The sequence below is a fragment of the Novosphingobium profundi genome, from assembly GCF_020524485.1.
Lineage (GTDB): Bacteria > Pseudomonadota > Alphaproteobacteria > Sphingomonadales > Sphingomonadaceae > Novosphingobium > Novosphingobium profundi_A.
On the sequence record NZ_JAIVLF010000003.1, the window covers coordinates 492,591 to 519,214 of the forward strand.

The 26,624-nt window shown below is 63.0% G+C and carries 22 protein-coding genes; 5 read left to right on the forward strand and 17 right to left on the reverse strand.

The annotated features are described in order from the left end of the window. The first annotated feature begins 10 nt into the window (after positions 1–10). The 4 genes from LC060_RS08540 to LC060_RS08555 all read left to right on the forward strand — a co-directional run bounded on the left by LC060_RS08540 (position 11) and on the right by LC060_RS08555 (position 4,866). On the forward strand, positions 11–1,144 hold the full coding sequence (locus LC060_RS08540) for a hypothetical protein (RefSeq protein WP_226634503.1): 1,134 nt from the start codon (positions 11–13) through the stop codon (positions 1,142–1,144). A gap of 153 nt (positions 1,145–1,297) precedes the next feature. Next, positions 1,298–2,203: a heparin lyase I family protein gene (locus LC060_RS08545; protein ID WP_226634505.1), complete on the forward strand. Its 906-nt coding sequence runs from the start codon at positions 1,298–1,300 to the stop codon at positions 2,201–2,203. A 540-nt stretch (positions 2,204–2,743) separates the two neighbouring features. Further along, a complete protein-coding gene (locus tag LC060_RS08550; RefSeq protein ID WP_226634507.1) occupies positions 2,744–3,157 on the forward strand; it encodes a hypothetical protein in 414 nt (137 codons plus the stop codon). Further along, positions 3,157–4,866, forward strand: a complete 1,710-nt coding sequence (locus LC060_RS08555) for a hypothetical protein (RefSeq protein ID WP_226634509.1) — start codon at positions 3,157–3,159, stop codon at positions 4,864–4,866. The genes LC060_RS08550 and LC060_RS08555 overlap by 1 nt, the downstream gene beginning before the upstream one ends. A gap of 63 nt (positions 4,867–4,929) precedes the next feature. Here the strand turns inward: LC060_RS08555 and LC060_RS08560 are convergent, their stop codons facing one another. The 8 genes from LC060_RS08560 to LC060_RS08595 all read right to left on the reverse strand — a co-directional run bounded on the left by LC060_RS08560 (position 4,930) and on the right by LC060_RS08595 (position 13,862). Beyond that, the gene (locus tag LC060_RS08560; RefSeq protein ID WP_226634511.1) at positions 4,930–5,832 is read right to left on the reverse strand and encodes a glycosyltransferase family 2 protein; all 903 of its coding nucleotides are present in this window, start codon (positions 5,830–5,832) and stop codon (positions 4,930–4,932) included. Beyond that, positions 5,829–6,749 (reverse strand): sulfotransferase family protein, encoded by a 921-nt coding sequence (locus tag LC060_RS08565; RefSeq protein ID WP_226634513.1) that lies wholly within the window; start codon positions 6,747–6,749, stop codon positions 5,829–5,831. The genes LC060_RS08560 and LC060_RS08565 overlap by 4 nt, the downstream gene beginning before the upstream one ends. After that, positions 6,746–8,179: an oligosaccharide flippase family protein gene (locus LC060_RS08570; protein WP_226634515.1), complete on the reverse strand. Its 1,434-nt coding sequence runs from the start codon at positions 8,177–8,179 to the stop codon at positions 6,746–6,748. Before LC060_RS08570 ends, LC060_RS08565 begins: the two co-directional genes overlap by 4 nt. 20 nt (positions 8,180–8,199) lie before the next feature. After that, the gene (locus LC060_RS08575) at positions 8,200–9,129 is read right to left on the reverse strand and encodes a sulfotransferase (protein WP_226634517.1); all 930 of its coding nucleotides are present in this window, start codon (positions 9,127–9,129) and stop codon (positions 8,200–8,202) included. Continuing rightward, positions 9,126–10,628: an O-antigen ligase family protein gene (locus LC060_RS08580; RefSeq protein ID WP_226634519.1), complete on the reverse strand. Its 1,503-nt coding sequence runs from the start codon at positions 10,626–10,628 to the stop codon at positions 9,126–9,128. Before LC060_RS08580 ends, LC060_RS08575 begins: the two co-directional genes overlap by 4 nt. A gap of 24 nt (positions 10,629–10,652) precedes the next feature. After that, positions 10,653–11,777: a glycosyltransferase gene (locus LC060_RS08585; RefSeq protein ID WP_226634520.1), complete on the reverse strand. Its 1,125-nt coding sequence runs from the start codon at positions 11,775–11,777 to the stop codon at positions 10,653–10,655. Between the two features lie 99 nt (positions 11,778–11,876). Then, on the reverse strand, positions 11,877–12,500 hold the full coding sequence (locus LC060_RS08590; RefSeq protein ID WP_226634522.1) for a WecB/TagA/CpsF family glycosyltransferase: 624 nt from the start codon (positions 12,498–12,500) through the stop codon (positions 11,877–11,879). A 195-nt stretch (positions 12,501–12,695) separates the two neighbouring features. Further along, positions 12,696–13,862 carry a nucleotide sugar dehydrogenase gene (locus LC060_RS08595; RefSeq protein ID WP_226634524.1) on the reverse strand — a complete coding sequence of 389 codons (1,167 nt, stop codon included), beginning with the start codon at positions 13,860–13,862 and terminating at the stop codon, positions 12,696–12,698. 747 nt (positions 13,863–14,609) lie between these two features. Between LC060_RS08595 and LC060_RS21030 the strand changes: the two genes are divergently transcribed. Then, on the forward strand, positions 14,610–15,263 hold the full coding sequence (locus tag LC060_RS21030; protein WP_226634526.1) for a Crp/Fnr family transcriptional regulator: 654 nt from the start codon (positions 14,610–14,612) through the stop codon (positions 15,261–15,263). A gap of 46 nt (positions 15,264–15,309) precedes the next feature. Here the strand turns inward: LC060_RS21030 and LC060_RS08605 are convergent, their stop codons facing one another. The 9 genes from LC060_RS08605 to LC060_RS08645 form a co-directional block, all read right to left on the reverse strand. Beyond that, positions 15,310–16,782, reverse strand: a complete 1,473-nt coding sequence (locus tag LC060_RS08605) for a TRAFs-binding domain-containing protein (protein ID WP_226634527.1) — start codon at positions 16,780–16,782, stop codon at positions 15,310–15,312. Positions 16,783–16,797: 15 nt separating this feature from the next. Continuing rightward, entirely contained in the window at positions 16,798–17,280 is a 483-nt protein-coding gene (locus LC060_RS08610) for a nucleotide synthetase (protein ID WP_226634529.1), read from the reverse strand. A gap of 60 nt (positions 17,281–17,340) precedes the next feature. Further along, the gene (locus tag LC060_RS08615; RefSeq protein WP_226634531.1) at positions 17,341–18,933 is read right to left on the reverse strand and encodes a toll/interleukin-1 receptor domain-containing protein; all 1,593 of its coding nucleotides are present in this window, start codon (positions 18,931–18,933) and stop codon (positions 17,341–17,343) included. Positions 18,934–19,133: 200 nt separating this feature from the next. Beyond that, complete coding sequence (locus LC060_RS08620; RefSeq protein ID WP_226634537.1) at positions 19,134–20,891, reverse strand: diguanylate cyclase domain-containing protein; 1,758 nt, start codon at positions 20,889–20,891, stop codon at positions 19,134–19,136. Between the two features lie 115 nt (positions 20,892–21,006). Next, the gene (gene nifA, locus LC060_RS08625) at positions 21,007–22,770 is read right to left on the reverse strand and encodes a nif-specific transcriptional activator NifA (protein WP_226634540.1); all 1,764 of its coding nucleotides are present in this window, start codon (positions 22,768–22,770) and stop codon (positions 21,007–21,009) included. 209 nt (positions 22,771–22,979) lie between these two features. Next, positions 22,980–23,279 carry a ferredoxin family protein gene (locus LC060_RS08630; protein ID WP_039390877.1) on the reverse strand — a complete coding sequence of 100 codons (300 nt, stop codon included), beginning with the start codon at positions 23,277–23,279 and terminating at the stop codon, positions 22,980–22,982. Between the two features lie 41 nt (positions 23,280–23,320). Then, entirely contained in the window at positions 23,321–24,634 is a 1,314-nt protein-coding gene (locus LC060_RS08635) for an FAD-dependent oxidoreductase (RefSeq protein WP_084592051.1), read from the reverse strand. A 14-nt stretch (positions 24,635–24,648) separates the two neighbouring features. After that, on the reverse strand, positions 24,649–25,746 hold the full coding sequence (locus LC060_RS08640) for an electron transfer flavoprotein subunit alpha/FixB family protein (protein WP_226634542.1): 1,098 nt from the start codon (positions 25,744–25,746) through the stop codon (positions 24,649–24,651). Positions 25,747–25,763: 17 nt separating this feature from the next. After that, positions 25,764–26,621, reverse strand: coding sequence for an electron transfer flavoprotein subunit beta/FixA family protein (locus LC060_RS08645; protein WP_226634543.1), 858 nt, complete (start codon positions 26,619–26,621; stop codon positions 25,764–25,766). Positions 26,622–26,624 lie beyond the last annotated feature (3 nt).

Sequence of the window (26,624 nt, forward strand, 5' to 3'; positions counted from 1 at the left end):
AGTCTGGGCCATGGCAGCCATGGCTACGGCGGTGGCTGCAACGGGCTTGCAGCTGGACCGAGAGGCCCGCAAGAATCCAGCAGTCGCGCCCTGGGTGCCCTCGGCATTTCAAGCCTATGCCGCAGCCCCACTGGCCCGTGAAGCTTACGCACGTGGCGAATTCGAGGACGGCGCGGCCTACGCGCGCACCTATGTGCGCCGCCGCCCAATTCCTGCCGAGGGGCTCTCGCTCCTGACCATGAACCTGCTTGGTGAAGACAAGGAGCGCGAGGCCCTCCCCGCGCTCCTCCTCGCCAGCCAGAGAGGATGGCGCGACACGTACACCCAGTTGCTGATTACCAGTTCAGCCGAGCAGGTTGGCGAAAGCGAAGTGGCGAGCCAGCGCCTGCTCGCGCTGTGGCGCCTACAACATCGCGAGGGACCGACGCAGGACCTTACCGCCAACCTACTTTCCATGCCCGGCGGCCCTCAAGCATTCGCCAACGGCTTGGACAAGGCCGACCTGTGGATCACTCCCTTCCTGACATGGGCCATTACCCAAAACGTGCCCTCCACGAGTCTCGAGACAATTGCCGACGCGATCGCGGAGAAGAGCGTGCCGGTGGACTGTTCGTTGATTTCCGGCCCGCTCCGAACCATGGCGCGGCGCGGCGCCGGTGAGGCGGCCCAAACTGTTTGGAGTCGGTCTTGTCCCGACGACAACGCACGTGCCGAAGTCGGCGAATTCGCCTTCCGCAAGTCCTCTGCCCCACCAGGACCCAGCGACTGGGCCTTCCCTCGCCATGCAGGCCTTACCACCTCGCTCGTCAGTGGGCCTGCAGGGATTGGCCTCGACTACAGAAACACCGAGCACATGCGAGTTTCCGTGGCCCAGCGGATCACGGCCTTGAAGCCAGGCGAATACGTGCTGAGCCTCGACTATTTGTCGGGCGATGCGATGAATAAGCAACCGATCGTCCTCAAACTGACGTGCTACACGCAGGATGGACAGAACGGTCCTGCGGCACGCCTATGGATGAAGGACGAAGCCCAGGTCATCAGGATACCCGACGAGGGATGTAACGGGCAGGAATTTGCGCTATTGGTCGCGCATGGCAGCGGGACAATTGGCCAATTCAATCTGGAGCCAGCATCCGCAAACTGATGGAAGCCGCAAGTTGCGGCAGAAGCAAATGACGCCTCGGCGCTTTGGCACCTGCCAGGCTCGTACCCAGCTAGTGCAGCAGAGCCAGATCGTGCTTCATGGTTGAGACATTCAGCCCAGCCTAGAGTATTCTGCATCAAATGGCGTCATCTGATGGCTCAGAAGACGTCGCAAACCCACGAGCAGGAGCCATTGCTCCGATGGAATCCGATCGCAACCCGCTCTTGCCCCGAACTTGCTGAAAGGATTGGCATGCCCCGGTTCGCGCTTCCCACGATCTTTCGCGGAACCACTGCACTTTCCATCATCGGAATGGCTACGCTTGTCAGCCATGCGAGCCATGCAGAACCCGACGCCGCCCTATCGACCCTGGAGCGAACACGCATTTTCGGCCTTCCCAGCGCGGTTCTGATCCCTCGCGGAGGCGATGAGAGCGGCCCTCCACTTCAATACGATGGAGGCGTCATCACCCTGACCGCTGCGACTCATGATTATGTGTATTCAAATGATCGCACCAAGAACAAGGCAAGAGCCGAAGTCCAGGTGATGGCACCGATCCGACCAACCGATCAGGTCAACGCTTCGCTGGATCTGCGGCTGCCTACCCTTGAGGCCAAGACATGGACAATCGTTCAGCAATGGCATGCGGGCGGACCGACCGCGAAGGCTCCGGGAGAACCCCCGATCTCGCTCCAGATACCGGCCAAAAATCCGGGCGAACTGCATGTCATCCTGAACCAGCAGACAGAACCCGGGAGCCCCGAGGTACGGTTTATCGACCTGGGTAAACTGCCCGTGACACCCGGAAGCTGGCATCACATTGACGAAGCGATCACCTGGGGTAAGGGTCAGCAAGGCTCCCTGAAAATCTGGGTCGATGGCGCCCTTTGCATCGACTACGTCGGCAGTCTGGGCTACGATCGCGACAACGGCATCACGTTCAAATTCGGCGTGTACCGAGCTGAAAGCGCGGCTGAGAAGAAAGGGATCTTGGACGCCTTCACAGCCGAATATCGCGACGTACGTCTGGCCGTACGGAAGCACTCTTCCCAAGATTGACCCATCCCCGACATGCTAGGCGATAACGGACCGCGCGCGCCAACTCAGGGGAACGAGAACGTCCGGAACCTCCCCGTAGGAAGCGTGACACCGCGCCCTTTAGGCTCGCCAGGTGCGCCCTCACGCAGCTTGAATGCAAGAGTTTCGCCTTGAGGGACGACCCACCGGCTCCCTCGTAGCGGATCTATTGCCGCCAGCGAGCACGACGCCGCCCCGCGTCTTCGCGGGGCACCTTTGCACAAAACACTTTCCTACAGGCTCAGGTCTGTCGTATCCTGCGCGCATTGTGAAGACGCCGGCATGCCCGTGCGCATCCTTCACCCAATGCAATCCCTTTACCAAGCGCCCTACCGCCTTTCGTCGCGCCCATGCACGCGCCGGAAATGCACTGTGGCCGCCTGTGCCAATGGCGCCTGGCGTTCGTGCATCTGCACGCCATGGCCGAAAGCGCCCCTTCGTGGCGCGGGCTGTCTGTAAGCCCTTCGTCCCCCAGCACGCGCCAGGCACGATTTCTCTCACCAAAGAGCGACTGGAGGCAAGATGACACCCAGCATAAACTTGACGAGTTACCGTCACGCCGACTGGGGCGGCAGTGACGGGTCCGAGATCGTCGCCTTTCTCGGCGAGGACCTTACACAGGCACACTTCGCATGGTCGTTTGCAGATCGCGCAGGAGGCAACGTCCTCCTCACGCTCGAGGCAACGACGGAAGGGCTTCAGGGCCTCGTCGCCCGCTACGAGCCGGACTACGTCCACCCTGTCAGCGGCGCCGTCGTCGGAGCCACACTGCTCATCCCCCAGATTGACCGCGAAACCCTGCTCGCTCTCGACACGCCAGGCGAGACAGGCGCCGACATCGTCCTCTTCCACACACTCTACCTGACCCGCGACAGCGGCCTCAAGCATGCCGAATTCGCCGGAAATTTCAGGATCATGCAGGGAGCTCCCAACTGATGACCATCCATGTTGAACGCGGCCCGCGAAATATTGTCGTCACGCAAGGAAACAACGCGCTGGAAGCTCGCCGGCAGGCCCTCGTCGCTGGCGCGCACGAACTCCGGACAAGGACCCTGGCCGACCAGGCTTCGACTGCTGCAGTCGCGGCCCTTGCTGCAGCGAACTACTTCGATACGCTCGAACGGGCGCTGGCCTCCACGCCCGAAGGCGCCAGTTTCACGACGACCGATCCTGCGGTAGCCTTGAACGAGGGCGAAGCGAATACCTCCGAAACCCTGCGTAGCTGTATCCGGACGAACGAAGCGCCCTACTATCGCTGGCTGGGCCCGGCTGCAGACCCGGCCAGCCGCGCCGACGTCGAACGCGCCGATGCCAAGGCCGCGTTTGCCGTCGGCAAGACTTCGATGACGATCCGGCCGGACGATCTGAACCTCGACTTCACGCTTCAAGACGCCCTCGACAACGCCGACCTCGTAGTCCTTCATGACCCTCAAGGCAGCGGCTTCGCGCTTGATGTGGGACTTCAACTGCCCGTGTCCCGCCCGATCACGCTGATGAGCCATCCGCGCGGCCGCGCCAGCATTCGTGCCACGGCGCAAATGGACGCGCTCATCACCCAAGCGGATACAAATCTCATCATTGGCACCGGGCTCCAGGGGCTTCACCTCGACTGCAACGACTTCGCCGCGCACGGCCTCGTCATCCAGCGCGGCAAGGCCTGGATCATCGATGACATCGACGTCACCGGCTTCCTTGATACCGGAATGATCCTGGGCAAGGACGGCGCTTCGGGTGCCTATTGCTACGAACACCAGATCAGCCGCCTCACCATCGATGGCGGAATTGCGAAGGCCCAGGCAGGCACGCATCCCAAGCGCGGAATAGGCTTCCTCGACGGAGCCACAGACAACAAGCTCTGGGCACCGGTGGTATCCTATGTCTCGGACTACGGCATCGACAACAGCAGTGGCGGGAACAACTGCATCGCGTCCGCCCACGTTTATGGCCCCTGCGACTATTCGTTCGTGGCAGGTGGCGAATGCGAGTTCATCGGCTGCTTTGCCGACACGCCAAGAATTGCCGGCTACCTGATCACAGGCGAACGAACGCAGATCATCGGAGGCAAGGTCTTCGCCAACATCGGCGCACTGGGGTACACCCCGGAAGCGGAAGCCTTCCGCTTCGACATGCCCCACCAGATCACCATCATCGGCGTACGCCTGCGCAACCTCGGCTACGACTTCAACGCAATTGCCCCCTCGGACACCTCCACCGTCTTCGGGCTCGCTTACAGCGCGGTGACGACAGTCTCGTCCCGGCGCAACTGGGCGGGCCAGAGCATCCGTACGAGCGGGGCCTACGGAGCCGAGTTCCGCGCAGGATCGCCCGCTGGCCAGCGCGCCAGCATGATCCTCCATGACGAGAACGACAAGTCGCTCTGGCGCCTCGGCAAGGACAACTCCTCCGTGTCCGGGAACAACTCCGGAGCGGACTTCGATTTCGACAGCTACGACGACACCGGCGCTTTCCTGGCCACACCGCTCAGCATGACCCGCACGGGAACAGTCCAGGTGATGGGCACCTATTCCGCGCCATTCCGCCTTGGCGCGCTGCGCATGTGGAACAACAGCGGCGTCATCTACGTGAAGCAGGGAAGCAATCCCACCTCCGCCGTCGACGGAACGGCATTGGGCCCGACGACCTGACCGGGCGGCGGCCTGTCAGGCGAAGCCCCCCGTGCGAGCCCTCGCACGGGGGGCTTCGCGTGTTCAGCGTCCGCGCATGGCCACGTAGGCGTTCACCGCCCGGCGGTAGGTGCTGCGTGGCACGAAGCTCCGGGCGACCTGGCGCAGGCAGATGCCCATCGGCACCCCCGCCCGCAAACGCCCATCGACGATGTAGCCGAGCGCGCGCATCGGCTTCGCCCCGGCGAGGTAATAGGCCAGAACCGTCGCACGATATCCGCGAAACGCCTTGGGTGACAGGATCGGTTGCGCCTTCTCCAACCAGGCCGTCGGCGCTTCCCAGCCGCGATGGCGCGAGGTGCGGTTGTCTTCCGAGATGTCGATCCAGACCGTCAACGGCTCGGGAAGCATCCGGAAGCGCACGCCGCCCGCCTGCAGGCGCACGCAAAGGTCGAGGTCCTGCCCCTTGCGCAAGGTCGGATCGAAGGGAATGCGCCGCGCCGTCTCGGTCTTGAGAACCAGGGTCGAGGTCTGGATGAACTGGTTCGAGACGAAGAGATATTCCCCCACGTCCTCGCTCTCGCCGATCGGCCGGTCCGGACGGACCCACTGCTTCTCCACCCCACGATCAACGTAGGTCGGCGCGTACCAGGCAATGTTCGGATCGGGGCTCATCGCTTGCGCAAACGTCGCGAGCTTCTCGGGCAGGAAGAAATCGTCGCTGTCGAGAAAGGCGATGTAGTCTCCCGTCGCCGCATCGATTCCAGTGTTGCGCGCCGCGCCGCCACCGCCGTTTTCACGCCAGACATAGCGGAAGCGCGGATCGTTCATGCCTGCCACGGCCTGTTCGAGTTCCTTGCCGTCGGCCGAACCATCGTCGACGACAATGCACTCCCAATTGTCCCAACTTTGCTTGAGAACGCTCTCCAGCGTCGGGCGAATAGAGTGGGCCCGGTTATAAGCGGGAATAACGACAGAGAACTTCATGACAGTTCCTCCCCGTTTACAGAGTTGCAGGGCAGCGCCGATTCCGGGCGCGGGTAAGACCAGGGCACGTCCCGCCCGAGCAGTTCGCGCACGCGCTGGACCGAGGGCGCCATCTCGATACGCAGCGCCGCCTCGGTCTCTGGATTCAGCGTTTCACGAACCAGCGCGGTATTGCGCGCGCGGTTGCTGCTGGTCGGCAAGCTGATCGGCGAAAGGCCGATCCACGCGAGCACTTCATTCGTGGTTTGCTCGGGCGCCTTGATGAACTCCTCGAAGATGAGAATCTTGACGTTGTCCGGGCCGAATGCAGCCCGCCATCGTTCGATCTGCCCATCGTAGCGACTGCGTTCCTTATAGGAGAAGGCGCGGTAGTTGTAGGTCACGGCATTTTCGGTGCGAAGCTCTTCGGCCGTATGGCGGATGCGCTCTTCTTCCTGCGCAATCGCCTCCTCGAAGCTAAGCTTCTCACGTCCGCGTGCGACGTTGTGCAGATAGTGAGAGAACGAGCGCTTCACCGGGTCGCGCAGGATCATGATCACCCGCGCTTGCGGCACCACTCCGGCCGCGATCTGTGGCACCGCCTCGTGATACATCATCGGCGTGGAATCGATCGTATATTCGCCTTCCCCAAGGACGGGGAAAATCGACCGATAGTAGCCGATCCCCTCTTCCAGGAGGCGCGGTTTGTCGAAGAAATGGCTTTCCTTGAACAGCCCGTCACGGATCTTTGGGTGCTGCGAAAGCAGGCCGTGCAGCGTCGTCGTGCCCGCCTTCTGCGCACCTACGATCAAGATTCCCGGCAGGTCCCCATGTCGCCTTGCCAGCCGCCGCAGGGGAAACTGGACCCGTTTGCCGAATGTCTCGCGATCGATCCCATTAGCAACCAGCGCCTTCTTCAACATCAGGGGCATTTTCATGATGGAATTCCTAAGACTTTTACACGTTTCAGGACAGCCAGACCCGCCAGGCCACCAAGCAGCGCTCCGATCGCGATTTCGCAGGCGATCTGAGCGAAGACGGGCGTTCCTGCAACGGCATACCTGTCGAGAAGGAGAACCCCCAGCACCATGATCGTCGCTGGGGCGAGGCCCACCAGGATCTCGCGCCCGACCCTTGGCCAGGACAGGTCGAAGACCCGGACAACTTCCCACAAGGGCAGAATCAGGGCCATCACCGACAGCAGGGCCACCGTCAACGCGAGGGTCCAGATATCGGCCTCGAGCCAGACCATGATGCCCAGGGCCAGAGTGATGACGACCAACCGGACCAGTTGGAACAGCATCTGCAGCGCGGTATGCCCCTTCGCCCGCAGCGCCGCAGCGAGCACACCACCTAGCGGAAGGACCGAGGAGGTCGCAGCGAAAAGCGCAAGATAGGGGCCCGCAGCTTGCCAGGTGCTGCCCATGAGCAGTGAAAGCAGGTCCCCTGCAATCAATGCCAGAAGGAAGAGAGGCAGGCTCGCCACTATCAGGCTCAGGCGGATCGACCGCATGAAGAACGCCGCCTGTTCCTCGGGCTCTTTGTCGAGATGAACGAACGCAGGGTAGATCGCGCGATTGATGGCAAAGGTGATCATCTGCGTCGGCTGCTGACTGAAGCGGCGCGCCAGGCCGTAGTAGCCAAGGCTGGTCGGGGTTCCGACCTGTCCCACGAAGAATTGATCGATACTGCCGTTGGCGAAGGTCAGCACCTGCATTCCGGCCAATGGCAAGGTGAAATGCACGAGCGCGCGGACCTCCTTACGTTCCGGCAAGGCTTTCGGCCATACGGGCGCGTGCCGCACAAAGCCCACGACCTCAATCAGGCGCTGCATTCCTGCATAGACGACCAGTGCGTAGATCCCCAGCCCCCCGATCGCCGCAAGGCAGCCGCAGGCCGCGCTCACGATGCTCGACACCGTCTCAATCTGAGCGAGCGGGCGGAACGCCATCATCCGCGACATCTGCGCCTGGGCCAGCACAGTCGGTGCCGCAATCAGCCCCAAGCCTGTCATCAGCGGAAGCAACCAGACCAGACTCGGCAGGCTCAGCCATTCGGCCACCGGCAGACCGACGAGGGCGGCACATACGAAGGAGACGAACGTGAGCCCCAGATTCAGCCAGAACGCGGCGGCATCGCGCCGATCATCGGGCTCGCTGTAGCGCACCAGCGCCATCGAGAACGACTGCGTGGCGAGCGTCGAGGAAAGCTGGTAGCCGATCAGCGCAATTGACGACGCGGCGAAGCCGCTCGGACCGATGGCGTTGGCCAGCACCAGCATGAATACGGCCTGCGCGATCGAACGGCCCGCGCGCCCCGCACCAGCCCATAGCGTAGCGCTGAACGCCGCCTTCCCAAAGTTAGCCATTGGCCCGGTCCCTTACCACGTCAGGTCCGAAAGCATGGACGAAGCGGCCAGACCAACCGCTTCACCGCCGCGCGGTCCGCCTGCGACAGCGTCCGGCGCCACTCGTCGTCCTCACGGACAGTCACATTCTTCTGGACCCGCATGGGATTGCCCATGATGGTGTGACCGGGCTGGATCTGTGCCTTGCCCTCAGCATCGATGGGCGGCGTCGCGAAAGGCGGCAACTGCGCGAAGGACACAATCTCATCCAGCGTACGCGCCGGATCCTTCACGAAATCCTCATAGTGAATCCGCTTGTAGGCTCCGAAACGCAGGCTGCCGAGGCGGGCCATCAGATAGGTCGAACGCCAGCGACGGCCAATTTCCTCAGCCCCGAAAATCGGCATCTCCCGCTCTTCCCACCAGACTTCGGGCATCTTCTTGCGCCGCTGCCAGGAATAGGCCGTGGCATAGGGATTGCGGATGAAATGCAGGAAGCGGACATCGATGCCGTCAATGCGCTGAAGCGCAAGCGCCCAGTTCGCCGTCTTCGAACTGTCTACGATGACCCGAGCCCCCGAGACCTCGGCGATCGCACGGTAAAAACGGCCGATAGGCTCAAGGAATGCATCGAGCTGGTCGTAGTACTCCCGCCCCCCCAGCCCCAGCAGGAGCTGGCGACGGTGCCGGTCATCGGCGACGGCCGCACGACGTGCGCGCCATTCGGCCGGGTCAAAGCCCTGCATGCCACCCGGGAAAGCCCGCTGGAGGACCTCGCCCCAGAACGGGCAGTTCTGGAACTCTTCCCCACACCCGCACAGCTGGCGCTTGTCGAAATCAAGCCAGGTGCTGAATATCTGATGGATTTCGCCCAAGGAGACCACTTCCGGATGGGTGTCGAGCAGTCGCTCGATCAGGGAGCTCCCCGAGCGGCCAACGCCGCCCACATAAAGGACCGTAATCTGGCTCACCGATCTACCTTCCGTGCTAATCGTTGCTGACGACGCGCCTCGCCAAGCTCCCCCTTGATCCGAACCGCCGCGAATACGGCAAGGACAGTCAGGCTCCAGGTCAGACGCGAGCTGCCAAGAGCATCGACCTCGGTCACGTTGCGGATCACCTCGAAGAGCACGACAGCGAACATGAAGCGTCCGGCACGCGAAACCTTCGCGATATGCCCCCCGGTCATCGCCGCCATCACGTAGAAGGCCACGCAGCACAGAAACGCGAGGGTTCCCCCGAAGACGTACGTATTGAGATAGCCATTGTGCGCATGGGCCGCAAAGCGGCTCCAAGCACCGCCAACGCCGTAGAGCGGCGAACGCATGCCCAGATCGAAGAACCCCTCGTACCCGTACCCGATCAAGGGACGCTCCATGACGCTGCGTACGAGCGCCCACAAGGGCAAACGCCCGGTCAGGTCGGACTGGATTCCCAGCAGGTTGAAAAGGGGTTGCGCGTAGAGGAAGAAGAGCGCGATCGTAATCACGAAGAACGCGATCACGGCCAGCTTCAGGAACGCATAGAAGTTCATTCGCCCCTTGTTCCCCAAGACCAAACTGAGACCGCAGACCACGAAGAGGCCAGCAAGAGACGTCTTGGATTGCGTCATGTAGATGAAGAATAGCGCGACGCCGATCAGCCCCACGATGACTGGAAAATTGGACTTGCGCAGGCTGGCAAGGAGGAACAGCGTGGTCAGGCTGAGGATCGCGCCCATATAGTTCTTGTGCGAGGTCAGCCCCCTCCATGCGCCCTCATAGAGATAGGCCTGGTGAACCGCCCGTTCAGGAAGCAGGAAGACCCCGGCCAGACTGATCAACATGAAGACCACGAGGCATTTCATGGCGCTGTCGATCAGACTGCGCGCACTCGGCGCGGTCACGATGATCATGATGAAGATCACGTTGGAGATCAGGAAGAGGGCGTATTTGGTGACCAGCAGACCCGCGTCCGGGCTCAGTGCCGTACTCATGGCATAAACAACCATGCTCGCCAGGATCGGCAGGGCAACGGGCAGCGCCTGGCGGAAGTTGCGCCACGCCCGAGAGATATGGAGCGCGAAATTCACCCCGGCAAGAACCAGCAGGGTCAGGAACACGATCTGCGTGAGCGAAGAGCCGCCCGCCTCGCGCACCGCATAGGCATCGTTTTCCATCGGAAACGGATCAAGATTCGTACCGACCACGAAGATATAGGCCCACAGCAGCGCCTGCGGAAACAGCGACCAACTGCGTTGCGAAGGCCGCGCACCACCGCGCGTGGACCGGGACATCCGCCCCGAAATCGCAGCACGCGCGGATCCCGCCTCCCGTTCCAGATCGCGCGGCGAGTTTCGCTTCCTCGAGCCATTCCGGAAGCCCGCCCCTGCCATCCCGGCTTGCGGTGGAAATGTAGCTTTGTACGCCATCAAACCTCGCTCTGTCGCGACAGGAAGCGTGCGCACGCCAGCAATCGCCAAGCGCGCCATGCCTCGCTCCCCGAGCCCATTGCTTTATCCCTCCAGAATTCGGTCATAAATCTCTTCCAGATGGGTTGCCTGGCGACGTACGTCGAAAACCTGTTCCACATGGTCGCGCCCCGCTCGGCCGAGCCGCAGTCCGAGTTCGGGGTCGAGCAGCAGACGTTCGAGCCGCTCAGCCAAGGCATCGACATCCCCCGTCGGAGCCAGCAGACCGGTTTGCCCGTCCTTGACCGCTTCGAGGATGCCTCCCTGGGCGAACGAGACAACGGGTACACCTGCGGCAGAAGCTTCCATATAGGAAATCGGAAGCCCCTCGTTATCACCATTTGAGGAGGGAACCGAAGGGACACAAAAAACGCGAGCCTTCCCCAATTCCTCGACGACACGCGAATGCGGCTGCGCACCGAGGTAGTCGACATTGGCCAGTTTCGCCTTCGCGAGAGCGAGATAGGTGTCCCGCATGGGGCCATCACCAATGATCCGCAAGGTCGTGCCCTGCTCGTTCGCTCCTGCGCGTTCGAGCGCCTCGATGAGCAGGTTCAGCCCCTTCTTCTCGACCAGTCGGCCGACGTAGAGCACCACGTTTTCGCGCGCTTCGTAGTTGGGACGAAACTTGTCGAGAGCGATGCCGAGGTAGTGCAATGTCGTCTTCTCGGGCGCGGCGCCAGCCTGCGCGGCCTGTCCGGCGATAAACCGTGACACCGGGAGAAAGTGGGAAGCTTCGCGAAACAGGCGAGCGCGCTTGGCGAGATAGATGCGACCTTCCGGCCCCATTGCCTTGAACGCCGCATCGGTAAACGTGACATCGTAACCATGCAGCGTGACGACGAGCGGAATCCCCAATCGGCGTGCAACCGGCAACATGTCGGCGGCATCAACAGCGAAATGGGCGTGGATCAGATCGGGTTTGGTCTGCGCGACCGCATCCACGAAGGCCTTGCCGACCCCCAGCGCCTTGAACAACCCGATCCGCATTTTGGGCACCTTGCCGCCCTTGCTCATGACGACCCGTCGGGTGTCCGCGATATCGAGTTCATCGAGTTCGCGCAAAGCTGCGAAGGTCGGTTCGTAGCGCGACATGCTGTCGTAGTGCTGCCGGATGAAAGTCTCCGAGATGGGCAGCAATCGAGAACGATAGATCAGAACGCGTGGCACGGAAATGCGATGCCTTTCACTTGAGTCCTAGTGGCATGAGCGAGCCACTACCCTTGTCCTGCGAATGGAGCAAAGACCCTCCGGTCTCGAAATCTGCCCTCAATGTCGCGTCAGCGCAACGAACAGCGCATGCGGTGTCGTCACCGCATATCGCCAGAACAGCTTGCGCGGGTTCGTCACCAGGCGATGTATCCATTCGATGTTGTTGCGCTGCATCCACTCCGGCGCGCGCGGATAGTGTCCCGTCACATAGTTGAAACAGCCGCCACAGGTCACGATCCATCCTGCCTGCAGCTGATCGCGCCAGCGCAGGGCGACCTCCTGCTCCTTGGGCTTACCCAGGCCGAGCCACACGACGTCAGGCTTCGCCGCGTTGATCTCAGCGACAATCTGCGCCTCGTCCTCCGGCTTGAAATATCCATTGCGTCGCCCGGCAATGCGCAACCGAGGATAGAGGCGGCGAAGTTCGGCAGCGCAAAGCGCGTTGACTTCCTCGCTCCCGCCCAGAAGATAGAAGCTGTGGCCGGTCTGCTCGAACCGGCGGGCGAAGTCGTGCAGCATGTCCGTGGTGGCCGAACGTTCGGGAATCGCGGCTCCGTCGAACCAACGCGAAAGCGTGACAAGAAATCCGCCATCGGCATGGATGATGTCGGCCTGGCCGACCATCTCGCGATAGCGCTCGTCGGTGCGCGCGAGCGAAAGGCCGTGGCCATTGACGTCCATCACCGTCTTGGTGCGGCCATCCCCCGAAGCGATATCTTCAAGACATGCATCGACCAGCCCCTCGCGCGAAAGGCAATCGATTTCAAAGTCGCCGAAACAGCGCCGAGCGGGAGCAGTCTTCTCATTCACAGGCATATCATTCACTCGCATCTCACTCGGACTCTAACAGGTACACAGCGTTCGCCGCGATCAGCTTCAATCCGAACCAAAGATATCTCGCGTAAAGACCTTGTCCTTCACAAATGTGATATCCGGCGTCATGCGATTCGCGATAATGACATCGCAATCCTGCGCAAACTCATCGAAATTCCGCATCACGCGCGAGCCAAAGAAGCTCTCGTCCTTCATCGTAGGCTCGAAGATGACGACCTCAATGCCCTTGGCCTTGATCCTCTTCATGATGCCTTGGATCGAAGACTGGCGGAAGTTGTCCGAGCCCGCCTTCATCACCAGCCGGTAGATGCCGACCTTGCTCGGATTGCGCGCGATGATCCGGTCGGCAAGGAAGTCCTTGCGCGTACGGTTCGCATCCACGATGGCCCGAATAAGGTTCTGCGGGACTTCGGAATAGTTAGCGAGAAGCTGCTTGGTGTCCTTGGGCAGGCAATAGCCGCCGTAGCCGAAGCTGGGATTGTTGTAGTGCGAGCCTATGCGCGGATCGAGGCCGATACCGTTGATGATCTGCCCCGCATCCATGTCACGGGCCATGGCGTAGCTGTCCAGTTCGTTGAAGAAAGCCACTCGCATCGCAAGATAGGTGTTCGCGAAAAGCTTGATAGCCTCGGCTTCCTCGGCGTCCGTAAAAAGAACCTCGATCTCTTCCTTCAAGGCGCCTTCCACAAGCAGGTCCGCAAAGGTGGATGCCCGCTGCGAGCGCTCGCCCACGATGATGCGCGAGGGATAGAGGTTGTCGTAGAGCGCGCGACCTTCGCGCAGGAATTCCGGGCTGAAGATGACCTGAGAGGTCTGGTACTTGGTCCGGACCTCCTGCACAAACCCGACAGGCACCGTCGACTTGACCACGATTGTAGCATCGCATTTCGCGTCCAAGACCATCTGAATGACAGCTTCGACGGAGGAGGTATCGAACTTGTTCGTCTCAGGATCGTAGTTCGTCGGCGTCGCGACGACAACGTATTGAGCCTCGGCCAGCGCCTCTTCGGGATCCAGCGTCGCGACGAGATCCAATGATCGCGTCTTCAAGAAGTCCTCGATTTCCGCGTCAACGATCGGCGATTTTTTGGCATTGAGCATCGCGACACGCTCTGCCGAAATATCGACGGCGACGACATGCTGATGTTGCGCAAGAAGAACTGCATTGGACAGCCCCACATACCCCAACCCGAAAACAGCAATCTTCATTCTAAGAGAACCTACTCTAGCTACACCATCGAAGGTTGAAGGCAACACGGCGCAACATCCTTAGCCGGTGCAGCATTGGCAGCCTGAGACGCAATCAGTCAACGCCCCAATGCTGCAATTGCACAAGATAAATTGTCGACCCCATAGACCAAGTCAAGATAAACAGTATTTGACACCTTAGGCTGGCAGGAGCCCGCAGCCCCCACCCCCTGTCGGAACCGGTTCAGTGGCATAGTCGCGTTGCATCCCGCATTGCAAAGCGCCCGAACGTTTTCCGGCTTCGGCAAGCGGTTGCCGGAAGGTAGGGCGCTGACCACCGGACTTTCTTCAGGTTTCAAGCGCATCGCAAGAATCGCATCGTTCGCGAAGGAACGTGGGCGGCATTGTTGTACAAGCGACCGATTGCTGCGCATGCGAATATTCCGCCCTTCCCCCCGTGGCCTGGAAGGTCACGCACCTCTCCGCAGGTGAGCTTGGGAGGTGAACGATGGGCGTCACGCGTCAAGCAGACAAGCCAAACAAAAAATGGCCCGGCAGCACGTAGCCGCCGGGCCAAGTAAAAAAGGTTGCTCAAGCAGAGCCACCTTCGGGTCGCAAAACCCTCATAGGCCAAATATTGCGCGGCGACCGTGATCCAGATCACACTTGACGCCGGCCGGACACCCTAGTTGAATTTTCTGGAATTTCGGCGCAGATCAAAACATAGGTGCCAGCTGAAGACAGATCGCCGGACGGAGCCACCCCAACGTGACCGAAGACGAAATCGAAGATGTCGTCCAGGCGGTGTTCCGTTGCAGTGCTACAGTGGCGCGCGAGCTCGCGCCGATCTTCTCTGCGCGCAAGCTCGTGGCAAAGCAGGTTCTCGCCAGCCAGGGCGCCCCCTCGAAAATGTGCTGGATCGTCATCAATGGCGCAATCCGTGTCGATGCGTTCGGCGTAAACGGACAGATCCAGCAGCTCTCGCACTATGGACCTGGCGAATTCTTCGGAGCCTACCCGACAGAGACGCAACACCGCGCCGAAATCATCGCAGCCACCCGTTCACTCCTCCTCGGTACCGAGACCGTGCGACTTGCCAACGCTGTCGACAGGAATGTTGAGCTGGCCACTGGCATGGCCCGCCTCCTCGCCCGACAACTCGACCGTATACTGGACCAGATGGTCATACGCTCCACCTATTCCGCAGCGGGCCGGGTTTACGCCGAACTACTCGCACTGGCTCAGACCTCGCAGGCGATCGCGCCGCCGCCACGAATCACCTCGCTGGCGCTGGCGGCGAATACGACACGCGAAACGGCTTCGCGCGCCATTGGCGTCCTGGTCCGCCGCGGCATCATCTCGCGCGATGAGGAGAAACTCGTTATTCATTCCGCTCGCATGATCGAAGAACTGATCTGCTGACCATCTCGCCCATGCCAGGAAAGAAACTGGGGCGTCGGCCCGAGACCTACTCCGGTTGCAGTGGCGAATAGCGCGCGATCGGAATGTCACCAAAGGGAGTAACGAGCTCACCGGATGGCTCGAAGCGGACCTCCGGATCGAGAACATCGAACACGCAGACGTGGGGCCAGGCTCCGCAGATGTCGTTGCCCTGCGCCGCTCGTGCGAAGTAGATCGCCCTCTGGCCAGCTACCTCAAGCGAGATTTCCGAGCCCATGGTACCGTAGTCGAGGCCAAGGCGGGCCCCGGTCTGGCAGGACAGGATCTCACGCCCATAGCGCACCGCCTCAAGCACGTCGTCGAAGGCACGCAACCAATAGCCCTCCTCGGTCTGCCAGGTATCTCCGCAGCGACCGGGCCGATCGGGAAACGATTGATCGCAGGCCAGGATCGCGCGGCTGGCCCCGACGCCGACCGTCTCAAAGGGTACGCCGCGCGGGACATCCCGACGGACTTGGTAGATTGTGCGACCACTTTCCTTCCACCAAGACAGGGCCAGCGCCAGCTCATCCTCACTGCGCCCCACGTGAAGCGCAACGGCATCGGTCGCCAACTGATTGGCCCGGCGTATCGCGAGGCCCATCGCAATCGCGGTGGCCTGAATGATTCCGGAATGGGTCACCTCTCCCTGTTCGGGCAGGTCAATCAGGCTATCGGCCCTATCGACCAGTGCCTCGAACCGCGGCAGCCAGCTACGCCCGAATCGCGCCACGGAGGTTGCGCGGAATTGCTCAAGTGATCCAGGCAATACGACATGCAGCTGGATGCCAAGCTCAAGCGCCATTTCCGCAATAAAGATGTCGGCCCCGGCTGCCAGCGCGCCATAGGCCGCACCTGGCCCGATCTCGTGCAGAGCCTTTCCGATCTGGGCACAGACCTCGTCCTCGTGCCCCGTAAGATTCATGATTCCACTGAAATGCAGAGTTGCCGGAGGAGAGAGCCCGTCCAGCATCTCGAAGCTGTCGCCAGTAGCCTGAAGAATCTCCCGAAACTGGCGAATGGTGGCGGCGCGGTCCTCCCAGGCCTGTGGCGCGGACGCCAGCGCCGCGAGCAGAGCCTCCCGGCTTCCGTGTTTGTCCCCTAGGAGCAAACGAGCCTCTGCGACTGTCGCATTCAGCCAGAAGCCGGTTTCCGGCTCGTAGTCACCACTCTCAATAATTGCGAGAATGCGCCGTGCGTCCTCCCGGGCCTCAATCACGTCCCCGCACAGAAATGCCGTCGTTGCAGCATTGATCAAAGGATAAGTGGCACGTCGCTCACCTGCACTGGCGCGGTAGGCCGCTGCGGCCTGCCGAGCAAGAGCGAGACGCGCTCTTCCCCGGCAGCGCAGCGACCGGTCCTTCAGGAGACGCCCCTTGAGAGCGAGAACCTCACTCGAAGAGTCCTCGCAAAGTCCGGCCTCCTCGAACATGTGCCACGCCTTTGACGTATCGCCGTTGCGGGCCGTCTGGCGGATGCGGGTGAGTAGAGTGGGAAACATGGCCCTGCCGTTACCTCAGCCGTCGATCGGCGGCGGATTGGTGATGTCGGGATCGATCGCGATGCCGGTCCAGCGACGGTTCCCCTTCGCATCCTCCTGGAGGAGATCGACGTTGATGTTGAAGGGATGGATCGTGCCGTACTTGCCCCCCGCGTTGAAGCGCGCCTTGAACTGGACGGTCTTGTAGCGGCCGTAAGCCTTGTCGTAGTCCGCGTAGACCAGCCCACCGTAATAGGACGACAGTTCCTCCTTGGTGGTGATCGCCTCGTAGGCATCGGAAAAGAAGAGCTGATCGCCATCCAGCTGGATCGTCACGTAGCAGTCTTCGGTGATCGCGATGTAGTCCTTTCCGGTGTCGGCATCGCGGCAGGACAGGACGACCTGTCCCTCACGGACCGCAAGCGTGACCTTGTACACGACAGAGCGCGCGCTCTGCTCCAGGCTCAGGCTATCGAAGAATGGGGCCAGCCCATATTGCTTGTAGTTTATCGTCGACATCGCAGCTCTTCCTTTCTCTCCTGCAGCAGTCTCTTGCAAGGCGTTGCTCTGACGCACTCGCTAGTCCGAGCCGGCCTGTGGCCAGGGTTCGGAAAAGCGCTTCTTCCAGACCTTCCAGTCATGATTTTCCGGGTCTGAGGCAATCAGCCGATCAAGTTCCTCCTGGGCCCGGCTGCGCATGCGCTGGGCCATCGCGCGAAATCCCATCGCATGGCGCAGCCGCGAGGTGGAATTCATCGCCAGCATCCAGGCCTGGCGATAGGTCGCATTCTTGGGATCGGTATCGAGCAGGTCCCGGGAGATTTCCAATTGCTTCTGGCGCTGGTCCAGCGCGTCTTCCTCGCGCCCCTGCCGAAGCAGCGCATCGGCATACCAGGCGTAGCGATTGGCCAGATCGCGCGTGACCTCCAGATTGTCCGGCTGCATCGCATGCACGCGCAGCAATGTCTCCAGAGCCTCGTGACATTCCGGCAGGAGATCGGGATTTCCCGCCTCGTCCAGGCCGACCGAACACAGGTTCCCTTGCGCGTAGGCCAGCTCATGGCGGTATTCGGGATTGTCTGGCTCAAGCTGCACCAGCTTTTGCGAAAGAGCCTTGTAGGCCGTGAAGTGCGGCAAGGCCTGAAGCGGCTTCTTGCGCATGAAGATCGCGTAGCCCACCCAGAACTCGCTCTGCGCCTGGCCGTAGATCCGCAACGGATCGTCCGGTGCCGCCGCCAGCAGCGCGGCCGTGGCGCGGCTAGCTTCCTGGAACTTGGCAACGGCGCCCTCTACGTCGCCGCGGCGATGATCGTCCTCGCCCATGGCGTGCAGGATACGGGCCCTGCGCTCGAGCGAATCCACAGGCAGCGCATCGAGATCGGCCTGCTCGGCGTAATAGTCGAGCGCGCGCGCGTTGACCGTTTCCAGCACGTCCAGCCTGCCCACGCCCTTCAGCCTCTCGCGCAGATCCGTCAGCATGAACTCGATCAGCCCCTCGGCCTGCCTGCGTTGCTCGTCCGCTTCGCGTTGCGCCCTTATGGCGAACACCAGCATGAGGCCCATCACTAGAGCAAGAGCGAAGGCCAGCGCCGTGATCGAGATCACACGGCGCATCCGGCGCTGGGCATCGCGCTGAATAATTTCATCGAGAGCAAGGCCCGACAGGCCGGCCAGGATCTTGAGGCGCGCGAGTTGGCGCCCGTCCTTGTCGGGCCGAAAGTCGGCGGCGATGGGCTCGCGCACCTTGCCATCGCGGCCCGGCATGACAAGCGCGGCCGGAAAGCTCTCCGAGGGTTCTCCGCGCAGCAGCGCGGCGATCACCGGACGTTCGGGGTGGAGACGCCGGAACAGGGCAATCTCGGCGTTGACCCAGCGCGAGGCCGCCGCCTCGGGCGAACACAGCACAAGCAGCGCGGCCGAACCGGCCAGAGCCTTCTCGACCTCGGAATCAAGGCTGCTCGCCGCCGGCAGTTCGGCCCGGTCGCGGAAAATCGGCGCAAGACGCCGGGGCACGCGACCGCGCGGCGTTTCAGAGCCGACAAGGCGAGCAGGGATGCGGTAATTCTCGAGCCAGCGGTGCAGGCGCCCCGCCTCCCGCTCGTCGGCGTGGCTGTAGCTCAGGAAGGCGCGGTAGCGATCCTGCGGCGCGGCACTGGCGTCCTCTTGCCTCATGGCTGTGGCGCATTCATCCCAAGCGACCCCATGACCCGTCCAGACACCGCCTCGGCCGCATGTGCAGTATCCCCCATTCCGTCAGGCGACAGCGCGTAAACGGCTGTTTTCCCGGGATGGCCCTCGCACCTTGGAATATCACACCGGGGCCCGGACGCAAGCGCCCTCGGCCGCGTCCAGGCACCCGCAGGTCCTGCCCGTCAGGCCGCGACACGCACCCCGTTACGCCCGGACTGCTTCATGTCCTGGAGCGCGGTGTCGGCGATCCCTCGCGCATCCTCGGGCGTCATGCCCGAACGCAGCTGCACCACCCCGCAGCTGACCGAGGAGAGGACGGCCACATCGCCTGCACGGCAGACCGGGCTTTGCCGCACGGCCTCGGCGATACGCTCGCAGATGCTGCGCGCGGTCAGGATGTCGCAGCGCAGCAGCAAGGCGAACTGGTCGGCCCCGAGGCGCGCGACGACGTCGGTATCGCGCGCATTGCGCTTGATGCGCCGCGCCACTTCGACAAGCGCGGCATCGCCCACGACCAGGCCGTGCTCGTCGTTGATCGTGTGGAAACTGTCGAGATCGACGAGCGCCAGCGAAATCGGGCGCCCCACGTCCTCCATCGCCCGGTCGAGGTGGACGAGGAAGCTCTCGCGCGCGCAGACGCCTGTCAGGCGGTCGGTCTCGGAACGGCCGATCAGCGCCAGGTCGAGCGCCCGGCGTTCGGTCACATCGCGCAAGGTCACCACCCAGCCTGAATGCGCGCGCCCCTTGCGCAGAAGTCCGATAGTCCCCTCCAGGACGAGAGCGGGACGGCGCATCGGCGAGAACTCGATCAGCCGGGTCGCGCCCTGCGCCCCGAAATCCTGACTGCGACAGGCCTTCCCGAGATCTTCCATGAGATCGTGGACCTGCAGCGAGACCGTCTCGCAGGACCGCCCGATCATCTCCTCGGCCGAAATGCCCAGGAGCGCCTGGACGGGGCCCGTCGCCCATTTGCACTGGCCCGAACTGTCAAAACCCAGGCACGCGGTGGCCGCGCTCTCCAGCACCTGGCGCAAGGCTTCCTCGCGTTCGGCCAGACGGATCGCCAGATGCCGCCGCGAAGTCACCAGCGAGGCGACCGGGAGGCAGGTCAGGAGCAGCGCGCCCAGGTAGAGCTGAAAAAACAGCGTCTGAAGCTGCGCAGACACCGGCATGCCCGCGACGGGTCCATGACCCGCGAGTGTCGCCGCGAGACCCGTGAAGGCCACCAGCATGACCCCCAGCTTGGTGCCAAGGCGGCCGAGCCGGAACGACAGGTAGGTCACCAGGCACATCGGGAGGAACAGGAGCGGCACGAAGGACTGTGTGAAGACCGCAGCGGTGGTCAGAAGCAGCAGCCCGTAGCCGCCGAGCGCACTCCACATCTCGCGCCGGTTGGCAAAGCGCAGCCAGCGCACATAGCTGCCATCGAACAGCGCACACAGGAACGGGGTGAGGACCAGCAGGCCAAGGGCATTGCTGAAATACCAGTTGCCGACCGAAACGAGAAACGGCGCGCCAAAGGCCAGGGCCGTCACCGCCGATCCGATAAGCGCGGCGATCAGCACCGCGACCCCGCCAGCGTAGAGGACAAAGCGCCAGATCGCCCGGTTCGAGGCAAAGATCTCGGACCTTGGCGTGTGGCGCAGCACCAGCCAGGCCGCGAGCAAGGTCTGCCCCATGTTGATCACGCCGTAGGTGACGAGAACGGGAGACCAGCCGCGTGCGACAGTATTCGCCGCCAGGTTTGCGGCCCATCCGGCCGCCAGGACCCACCCCCAGTTGGCGCGCGGTTCCCGCAGGAGGAGCATCAGGATGATGGCATCGGCGGGCCAGATCGTGGCGACGTCGTAGCCTTTGCTGGTCAGCTGGATGGCGAACGTGGCGAGCACGAAATACCCCACCGCCGCGATGATCGCGGCATCGGCACGTCGCTCGAGCACAGCACGCGATTCGGGGCCTGAGTTCACCATCCTCGCCCCGATAATCCAGCAAGGGTTAACCCAATGTATACTTGTCTAACAAAACCGGTGGAAATCCCGGAAAACAGAGGCATTATCAGAACTTGCGCACCTCTATGTCGTACTTGCGGATGGCATAGCCGATCTGGCGCGGGGTCAGTCCCAGCAGCCGCGCCGCCTTGGCCTGGACCCAGCCCGCCCCTTCCAGCGCATCGAGCAGTTCGGCCCGGCTCACCTTGACGTTGTCGAGCGGCAGGTCCCGGTCCGGTTCGCGCCGGTGGAGGGGAATGGCCGGGGCCTCGCCCCCGCGCTCGGGGGCCACGCCGCCCTGCTCCTCGCGCGGGCCCGGCTGGACGATGGGGAAGGGATCGGAAACCGCGGTCTTCCAGAGCATCGCGGACAGGCACTCGTCGTTGCGGCAGGCAAAGTCGCGCGCGTCGATCCGGTCATCGAGCGAGAGCGTGGCGGTGCGCCGGATACAATTCTCCAACTCGCGCACGTTGCCGGGAAAGTAGCAGCTTTCCAGAACATCGAGCGCGGAGGGGCTCAGTTCGTGCTCGGTGTGGTGTTCCTGGTCGAAGCGGCGCAGGAATTCGCGCGCGAGCTGGGGGATGTCCTCGCGCCGGTCGCGCAGCGCGGGCAGGCGCACCGAGACGACATTGATGCGGTAGTAGAGATCGGCCCGAAACTCGCCCTTGGCGACCGCTTCCTCCAGGTTGCGGTTGGTCGCGCAGACGAGCCGCACATCGACCTTGATCGTCTGCGTGCCGCCGACGCGCTCGAATTCACCTTCCTGCAGCACACGCAGGAGCTTGACCTGAAAGGCCTGCGAGGTGTCGCCAATCTCGTCGAGGAAGAGTGTACCGCCATCGGCCAGTTCAAAGCGCCCCTTGCGCTGGGCGACCGCGCCGGTGAAGGCGCCCTTCTCGTGCCCGAAAAGTTCGGACTCCAGGACGGATTCGGGAAGCGCGGCGCAGTTGAGCTTGATGAACGGCTTCTTCGCGCGCGGGCTGAAATCATGGGTCGCACGGGCAAACAGCTCCTTGCCCGTGCCCGATTCCCCGCGCAGCAGCACCGCCGAGTGGCTGCGCGCCACCCGGCGGATACGCTGCAATGCCTCGCGCAGCGCCGGGCTGGAGCCAACGATGTCCCCCTGCTCGTCTGTGTCCTCGGCCTTGGCCTCGGCGCTGCGTGCCCGGCGGGCAGAGCCGTCCTCGAGCCCTTTTTCGAGCAGGCGGTGCTGATCCATCAGCCGCTCGCGGTCACGCTGGACGAGCTTGAGCAGCCGCACCGTCTGGCCGATCAGGTTGGCGACCATGGTCAGGAAGCGCACGTCCTCATCCGCCGCGTGGTACGTCGTCGTCTCGTCCCAGATCTGTTCGATGGTGAGCGTGCCCACCACTTTCAGGCGGTCCTTGATCGGCACCCCGATGAAGGAGACCCGCGCGCCGGGCGGCAGCGGCCCATCGAAGGCCCAGTCGGGAAACAGCGCGCTGCGCTCCATGTTGTGGACCACCACCGGCATCCCGGTGTCGTAGATCTGGGCGACCGCACGTTCGGGCTGGCGCCCCATCCACAAGTGCGCGCGCTCCTCGCTCCAGCCGATCCCCACGACGCTGGTGGGCGCCCCCTCCTCGTCGAGCAGGGTCACGAGGCCGTGGCGCATGTCGAGGAAGCTGGAGAGCAGCGTCAGCACGTTGGTGAGCGTCGCCTCCAGCCGTCCCGGCACGGCCAGGACCTTGGAAATCTCGTAAACGCCGCGCAGCGCGATATCCGCGCGCGTGTGGCTCGGGCCGCGGCTGTAGCTGCTCACGGAGTAACCGGCCGTAGCGGGGGCGACTGTCGATGCATGCGTACCCATGACGGAAGCCTTTCTGCCGTCAGCGCATTCCTCTCCATTTCCCGGTTCCGGCACTGCTCCCTTGCGGAGTCGGGCCCGCGTCTCTTCGTGGTTCGACGTGTCTTGATTTGGACAAACGTCTCAAATCCCAAGCGATTCGACAAGAGAATAAGCGCCCTCCCCCAGGACTTCCTTACAGTAATCTGACAAAACCATGCCTCTGCATGACTTTATCCGAACTTGTAGAGCACCCCGAAACCGCCGCGCGGATAGTTCCACTCCACTTCGCCCGTCTTGCGCGTGACGATGCGGCAGGTCCCGCATTCCAGACACCCATCGGCGGCCACTTCGACCTGACCGGATTCGGTCACGGCATAGCATCCCGCCGGGCACAGGCGGGTCATCGCCAGCAGGCTGGCCGAGGGCACTTCGTGCTCACGCACGCGGATATGGGGCTTGCCGGCGTCGACGAGGTAGCGGTTCTGAAACAGCTTCTCCTCGACCTTGGGAGCGGTGGCGATTTCGGTCATTGCGCGTCTCCTTTCATGGTTGGGCAGAACGTGAGGTCCCCTCAGCGCCAGGCGCGGGCCACGCGCCAGGCATCGCCGAGCAGGCCCCGCAGGCTGCGGCTGTCGCGAAAGCTCTTGAGGATGGCCTTTTCCTTGGTCTTCTTGTCGACCCCATCGACCCGGAACCAGGTCTGCATGGCCTGGCTGAAGAGGCGCGGATAGGTACCGAAGAAGGTCGTCTTGTTGGCGTCGAGCAGCCCGGGGATCCCCTTGTATTTCTTGAGGTCCTTCATCACGAAGGTCGCTTCGAGGCGCCGCTCGTACTCCTTGAGGGTATAGCCATCCATCGCCTCGCCCTTGCGGTGGAGCGCGACCACGGTCTCGGCCGCGATGCGCCCCGTCGTCATGGCCAGGTTCGAGCCCTCGCGGTGGACCGCGTTCACGAACTGCCCGGCATCGCCGACCACGATCCAGCCATCCCCGGTCAGCTGCGGGATCGCCTTGTAGCCGCCTTCCGGGATCAGGTGGGCGGCGTATTCCTTGACTTCCGAGCCTTCGAGCAGCGGCGCGATCGAGGGGTGCGCCTTGAAGGCTTCGAGCAGTTCGGCCGGTGTTGCCTCGCCTTCGGCAAAGTCGGAGACGATGCAGCCGATGCCGACCGAGATCGATTCCTCGTTGGTATAGAGGAAGCCCGTGCCGGTCATGCCGCGCGTGATCGTGCCCATGGCCTCGATCACCACGCCCTCGTTGCCCTTCAGGTTGAAGCGCGCCTCGATGGTTTCGCGGGGCAGGAAGTGCATCTCCTTGACCGCCAGCGCGACGCTTTCGGGCGCGATCTCGGGCCGCAGCCCGGAGCGCTGGCCGACCAGGCCGTTGACCCCTTCGGCCAGGATCACGACAGGCGCGAAGATCGGGTTGCCCTGTCGATCGGTGCGCACGCCGATGACCCGACCGGTCAGATCCTTGACCAGTTCGGTCACGGTCGTCTCGCACAGGACCAGCGCGCCCGCTTCCTTGACCTTGGCCGAGAACCACTTGTCGAACTGCGCGCGCAGGATCGTGTAGCGGTTGGGCTTCTCCTCGTTGAAGTCGCCTGAACGGTAATGCATGCCGGTGTGCGAGGTGTCGTCCATCGACCACATGCGCTGCTCGATCACGTGGCGTTCCAGCGGCGCTTCCTCGCGGAATTCCGGGATGATCTTCTCGAGCGCGTCGGAATAGAGGATTGCGCCCTGCACGTTCTTCGAGCCCGCGTACTCGCCCCGCTCGATCTGGAGGACACTCAGCCCCTCCTTCGCCAGGGTATAGGCCGCCGCGTTGCCCGAAGGCCCGGCCCCCACGACAATCGCATCGAACGTGTCCTCCATCTCGGCCATGGTCTCTCTCCTTCTTAGCTGGCCATCCGGGTGACGCGCAGGCGCCGCGCAAAGGCCTCGGTCAATGCGGGCAGCAGCGTGACCGCGTCGGCAACGATACCCAGGTGCGCGAACTCGAAGATCGGCGCCTTGGGGTCGGTGTTGATGGCAAGGATCAGGTCGGCGCCTTCCACCCCGACCCGGTGCTGGATCGCGCCCGAGATGCCCGCCGCGATGTAGAGGCGGGGCCGGATGGTCTTGCCGGTCTGGCCGATCTGGCGGTCCGAGGTGATCCAGCCCTTCTGCACCAGCGGGCGCGAGCCGCCATATTCAGCGCCCAGCACCGCGGCGAGGTCCTTCACCAGCTGGAAATTCTCGACCGAGCCCAGGCCCAGGCCACCGGCCACGACGACATCCGCATAGGGCAGCGCGGCCTTGTCGCTGTCGCGATCGGCAATGAAGTCGAGCACCTTGGTGACGACATCGTCCTCGGCGATATTCGGCGTAAACTCGACAATGCGTCCGCTGCGCCCTTCCTCGCGCTCGGGCATGGCCATGACGCGCGGGCGCACGGTCGCCATCTGCGGGCGGAAGTTGAGCGTGAAGATGGTGCACAGGAGCGAACCGCCAAAGGTGGGCCGGGTCGCGGCAAGCGAGCCGTCCTCGTCGATGGCAAGCTCGGTCGAATCCGCAGTGAGGCCGGTCTTGAGCGTGGTCGCCACCGAACCCGCCAGGTCACGGCCGAGGTTGGTCGCGCCCAGGAGCAGGATCTCGGGCTGGTAGGTGTTGACGATGTCGGTCAGGACCTGCGTCGAGGTTTCGTTGCGGTAGTGCTTCAGGGCCGGATCGCAGGCGATGTAGACACAGTCCGCGCCGTATTCGAAGCAGTCCTGCGCCGCCTTGCCCAGCGCCTCGCGGTCATCGCCCATGAGAACCGCGGCCAGCTCCACGCCGCGCTTGTCGGCCAGCTTGCGCCCTTCGCCCAGCAGTTCGAAAGAGACCGAATGGACGGCCCCGTGCTCGATCTCCACCGCCACCCAGACGTGCTTGTACGCCTTGAAGTGCTCGGGCAGTTCCTTCTTCGTGTTGGCACGGCCTCCCTTGGTGGGAGCGGGCTTTGCTGCATCGGCCATCGGTCCGGCTCCTTTTCTCAGACGTAGTGGTGGAGGGCCTGGGCGGTGAGGTCGTCCTCGACGCCCGGTGCCCTTGCGAAGATCGCATCGACCACGGCCCGCGCCTTCGCATCCATGGTGCCTTCGGCCTCGATCATCGCGGCGGCTTCCGAGCGCGCGGTGGGCGCAAAGACCTTCTTCACGATGGTCGGCGAGCCACGCAGGCCGCACTTGGTGAGGTCCTCGATGCCAACATCGGACGCGTTCCAGGTGATGATCTCGGCGCGCGCGGCCTCCAGTGCCTGCGCGATCGTGCCGCGCCGCATCTCGTTGGTCGCCTCGAGCATGGTGATGAGCACGGGCAGCTTCGTTGCCAGCACCTGCGTGCCTGTCTCGGCGCGGCGCTCCACGGTGATGCGCCCGGCCTCAAGGTCGGTCGCGACGATCTTCGAGATGTAGGTCAGCTGGTTGAGCTTCAAGCGGCTGGCGATGCCCGGCCCGACCTGCGCGGTGTCCCCGTCGATGGTCTGCTTGCCGGTAAAGACGATCTCGGGCGTGCCGAATTCCTCGCCGATTTTCGTCAGCGCCATCGAGAGCGCATAACTCGTCGCCAGCGTGTCGGAACCCGCGAAGTAGCGGTCGGTCAGGAGTACCGCGCGGTCCGCCCCGAAAGTCAGCGCCTTGCGCAGCGATTCCGAGGCCGTGGGCGGGCCCATGCACAGCGCCGTGACGCTCGCGCCGAGGCGGTCCTTCAGGCGCAGCGCCTCTTCCAGCGCAAAGAGATCGTAGGGGTTGATGATCGTCGGCACGCCTTGGCGCATGATCGTGTTCGTGACCGGATGGACACGGATCTGCGCGCTGTCGGGCACCTGCTTGATGCACACCACGATATGCATTGT

Excerpts from the sequence above, each read along its gene's own strand:
- LC060_RS08540 (WP_226634503.1), top strand. The coding sequence starts at position 11 with ATGGCAGCCATGGCTACGGCGGTGGCTGCAACGGGCTTGCAGCTGGAC.
- LC060_RS08545 (WP_226634505.1), top strand. The coding sequence starts at position 1,298 with ATGGCTCAGAAGACGTCGCAAACCCACGAGCAGGAGCCATTGCTCCGA.
- LC060_RS08550 (WP_226634507.1), top strand. The coding sequence starts at position 2,744 with ATGACACCCAGCATAAACTTGACGAGTTACCGTCACGCCGACTGGGGC.
- LC060_RS08555 (WP_226634509.1), top strand. The coding sequence starts at position 3,157 with ATGACCATCCATGTTGAACGCGGCCCGCGAAATATTGTCGTCACGCAA.
- LC060_RS08560 (WP_226634511.1), bottom strand. The coding sequence starts at position 5,832 with ATGAAGTTCTCTGTCGTTATTCCCGCTTATAACCGGGCCCACTCTATT.
- LC060_RS08565 (WP_226634513.1), bottom strand. The coding sequence starts at position 6,749 with ATGAAAATGCCCCTGATGTTGAAGAAGGCGCTGGTTGCTAATGGGATC.
- LC060_RS08570 (WP_226634515.1), bottom strand. The coding sequence starts at position 8,179 with ATGGCTAACTTTGGGAAGGCGGCGTTCAGCGCTACGCTATGGGCTGGT.
- LC060_RS08580 (WP_226634519.1), bottom strand. The coding sequence starts at position 10,628 with ATGGCGCGCTTGGCGATTGCTGGCGTGCGCACGCTTCCTGTCGCGACA.
- LC060_RS08590 (WP_226634522.1), bottom strand. The coding sequence starts at position 12,500 with ATGGACGTCAATGGCCACGGCCTTTCGCTCGCGCGCACCGACGAGCGC.
- LC060_RS08595 (WP_226634524.1), bottom strand. The coding sequence starts at position 13,862 with ATGAAGATTGCTGTTTTCGGGTTGGGGTATGTGGGGCTGTCCAATGCA.
- LC060_RS08605 (WP_226634527.1), bottom strand. The coding sequence starts at position 16,782 with ATGTTTCCCACTCTACTCACCCGCATCCGCCAGACGGCCCGCAACGGC.
- LC060_RS08610 (WP_226634529.1), bottom strand. The coding sequence starts at position 17,280 with ATGTCGACGATAAACTACAAGCAATATGGGCTGGCCCCATTCTTCGAT.
- LC060_RS08615 (WP_226634531.1), bottom strand. The coding sequence starts at position 18,933 with ATGAGGCAAGAGGACGCCAGTGCCGCGCCGCAGGATCGCTACCGCGCC.
- nifA (WP_226634540.1), bottom strand. The coding sequence starts at position 22,770 with ATGGGTACGCATGCATCGACAGTCGCCCCCGCTACGGCCGGTTACTCC.
- LC060_RS08630 (WP_039390877.1), bottom strand. The coding sequence starts at position 23,279 with ATGACCGAAATCGCCACCGCTCCCAAGGTCGAGGAGAAGCTGTTTCAG.
- LC060_RS08635 (WP_084592051.1), bottom strand. The coding sequence starts at position 24,634 with ATGGCCGAGATGGAGGACACGTTCGATGCGATTGTCGTGGGGGCCGGG.
- LC060_RS08640 (WP_226634542.1), bottom strand. The coding sequence starts at position 25,746 with ATGGCCGATGCAGCAAAGCCCGCTCCCACCAAGGGAGGCCGTGCCAAC.
- LC060_RS08645 (WP_226634543.1), bottom strand. The coding sequence starts at position 26,621 with ATGCATATCGTGGTGTGCATCAAGCAGGTGCCCGACAGCGCGCAGATC.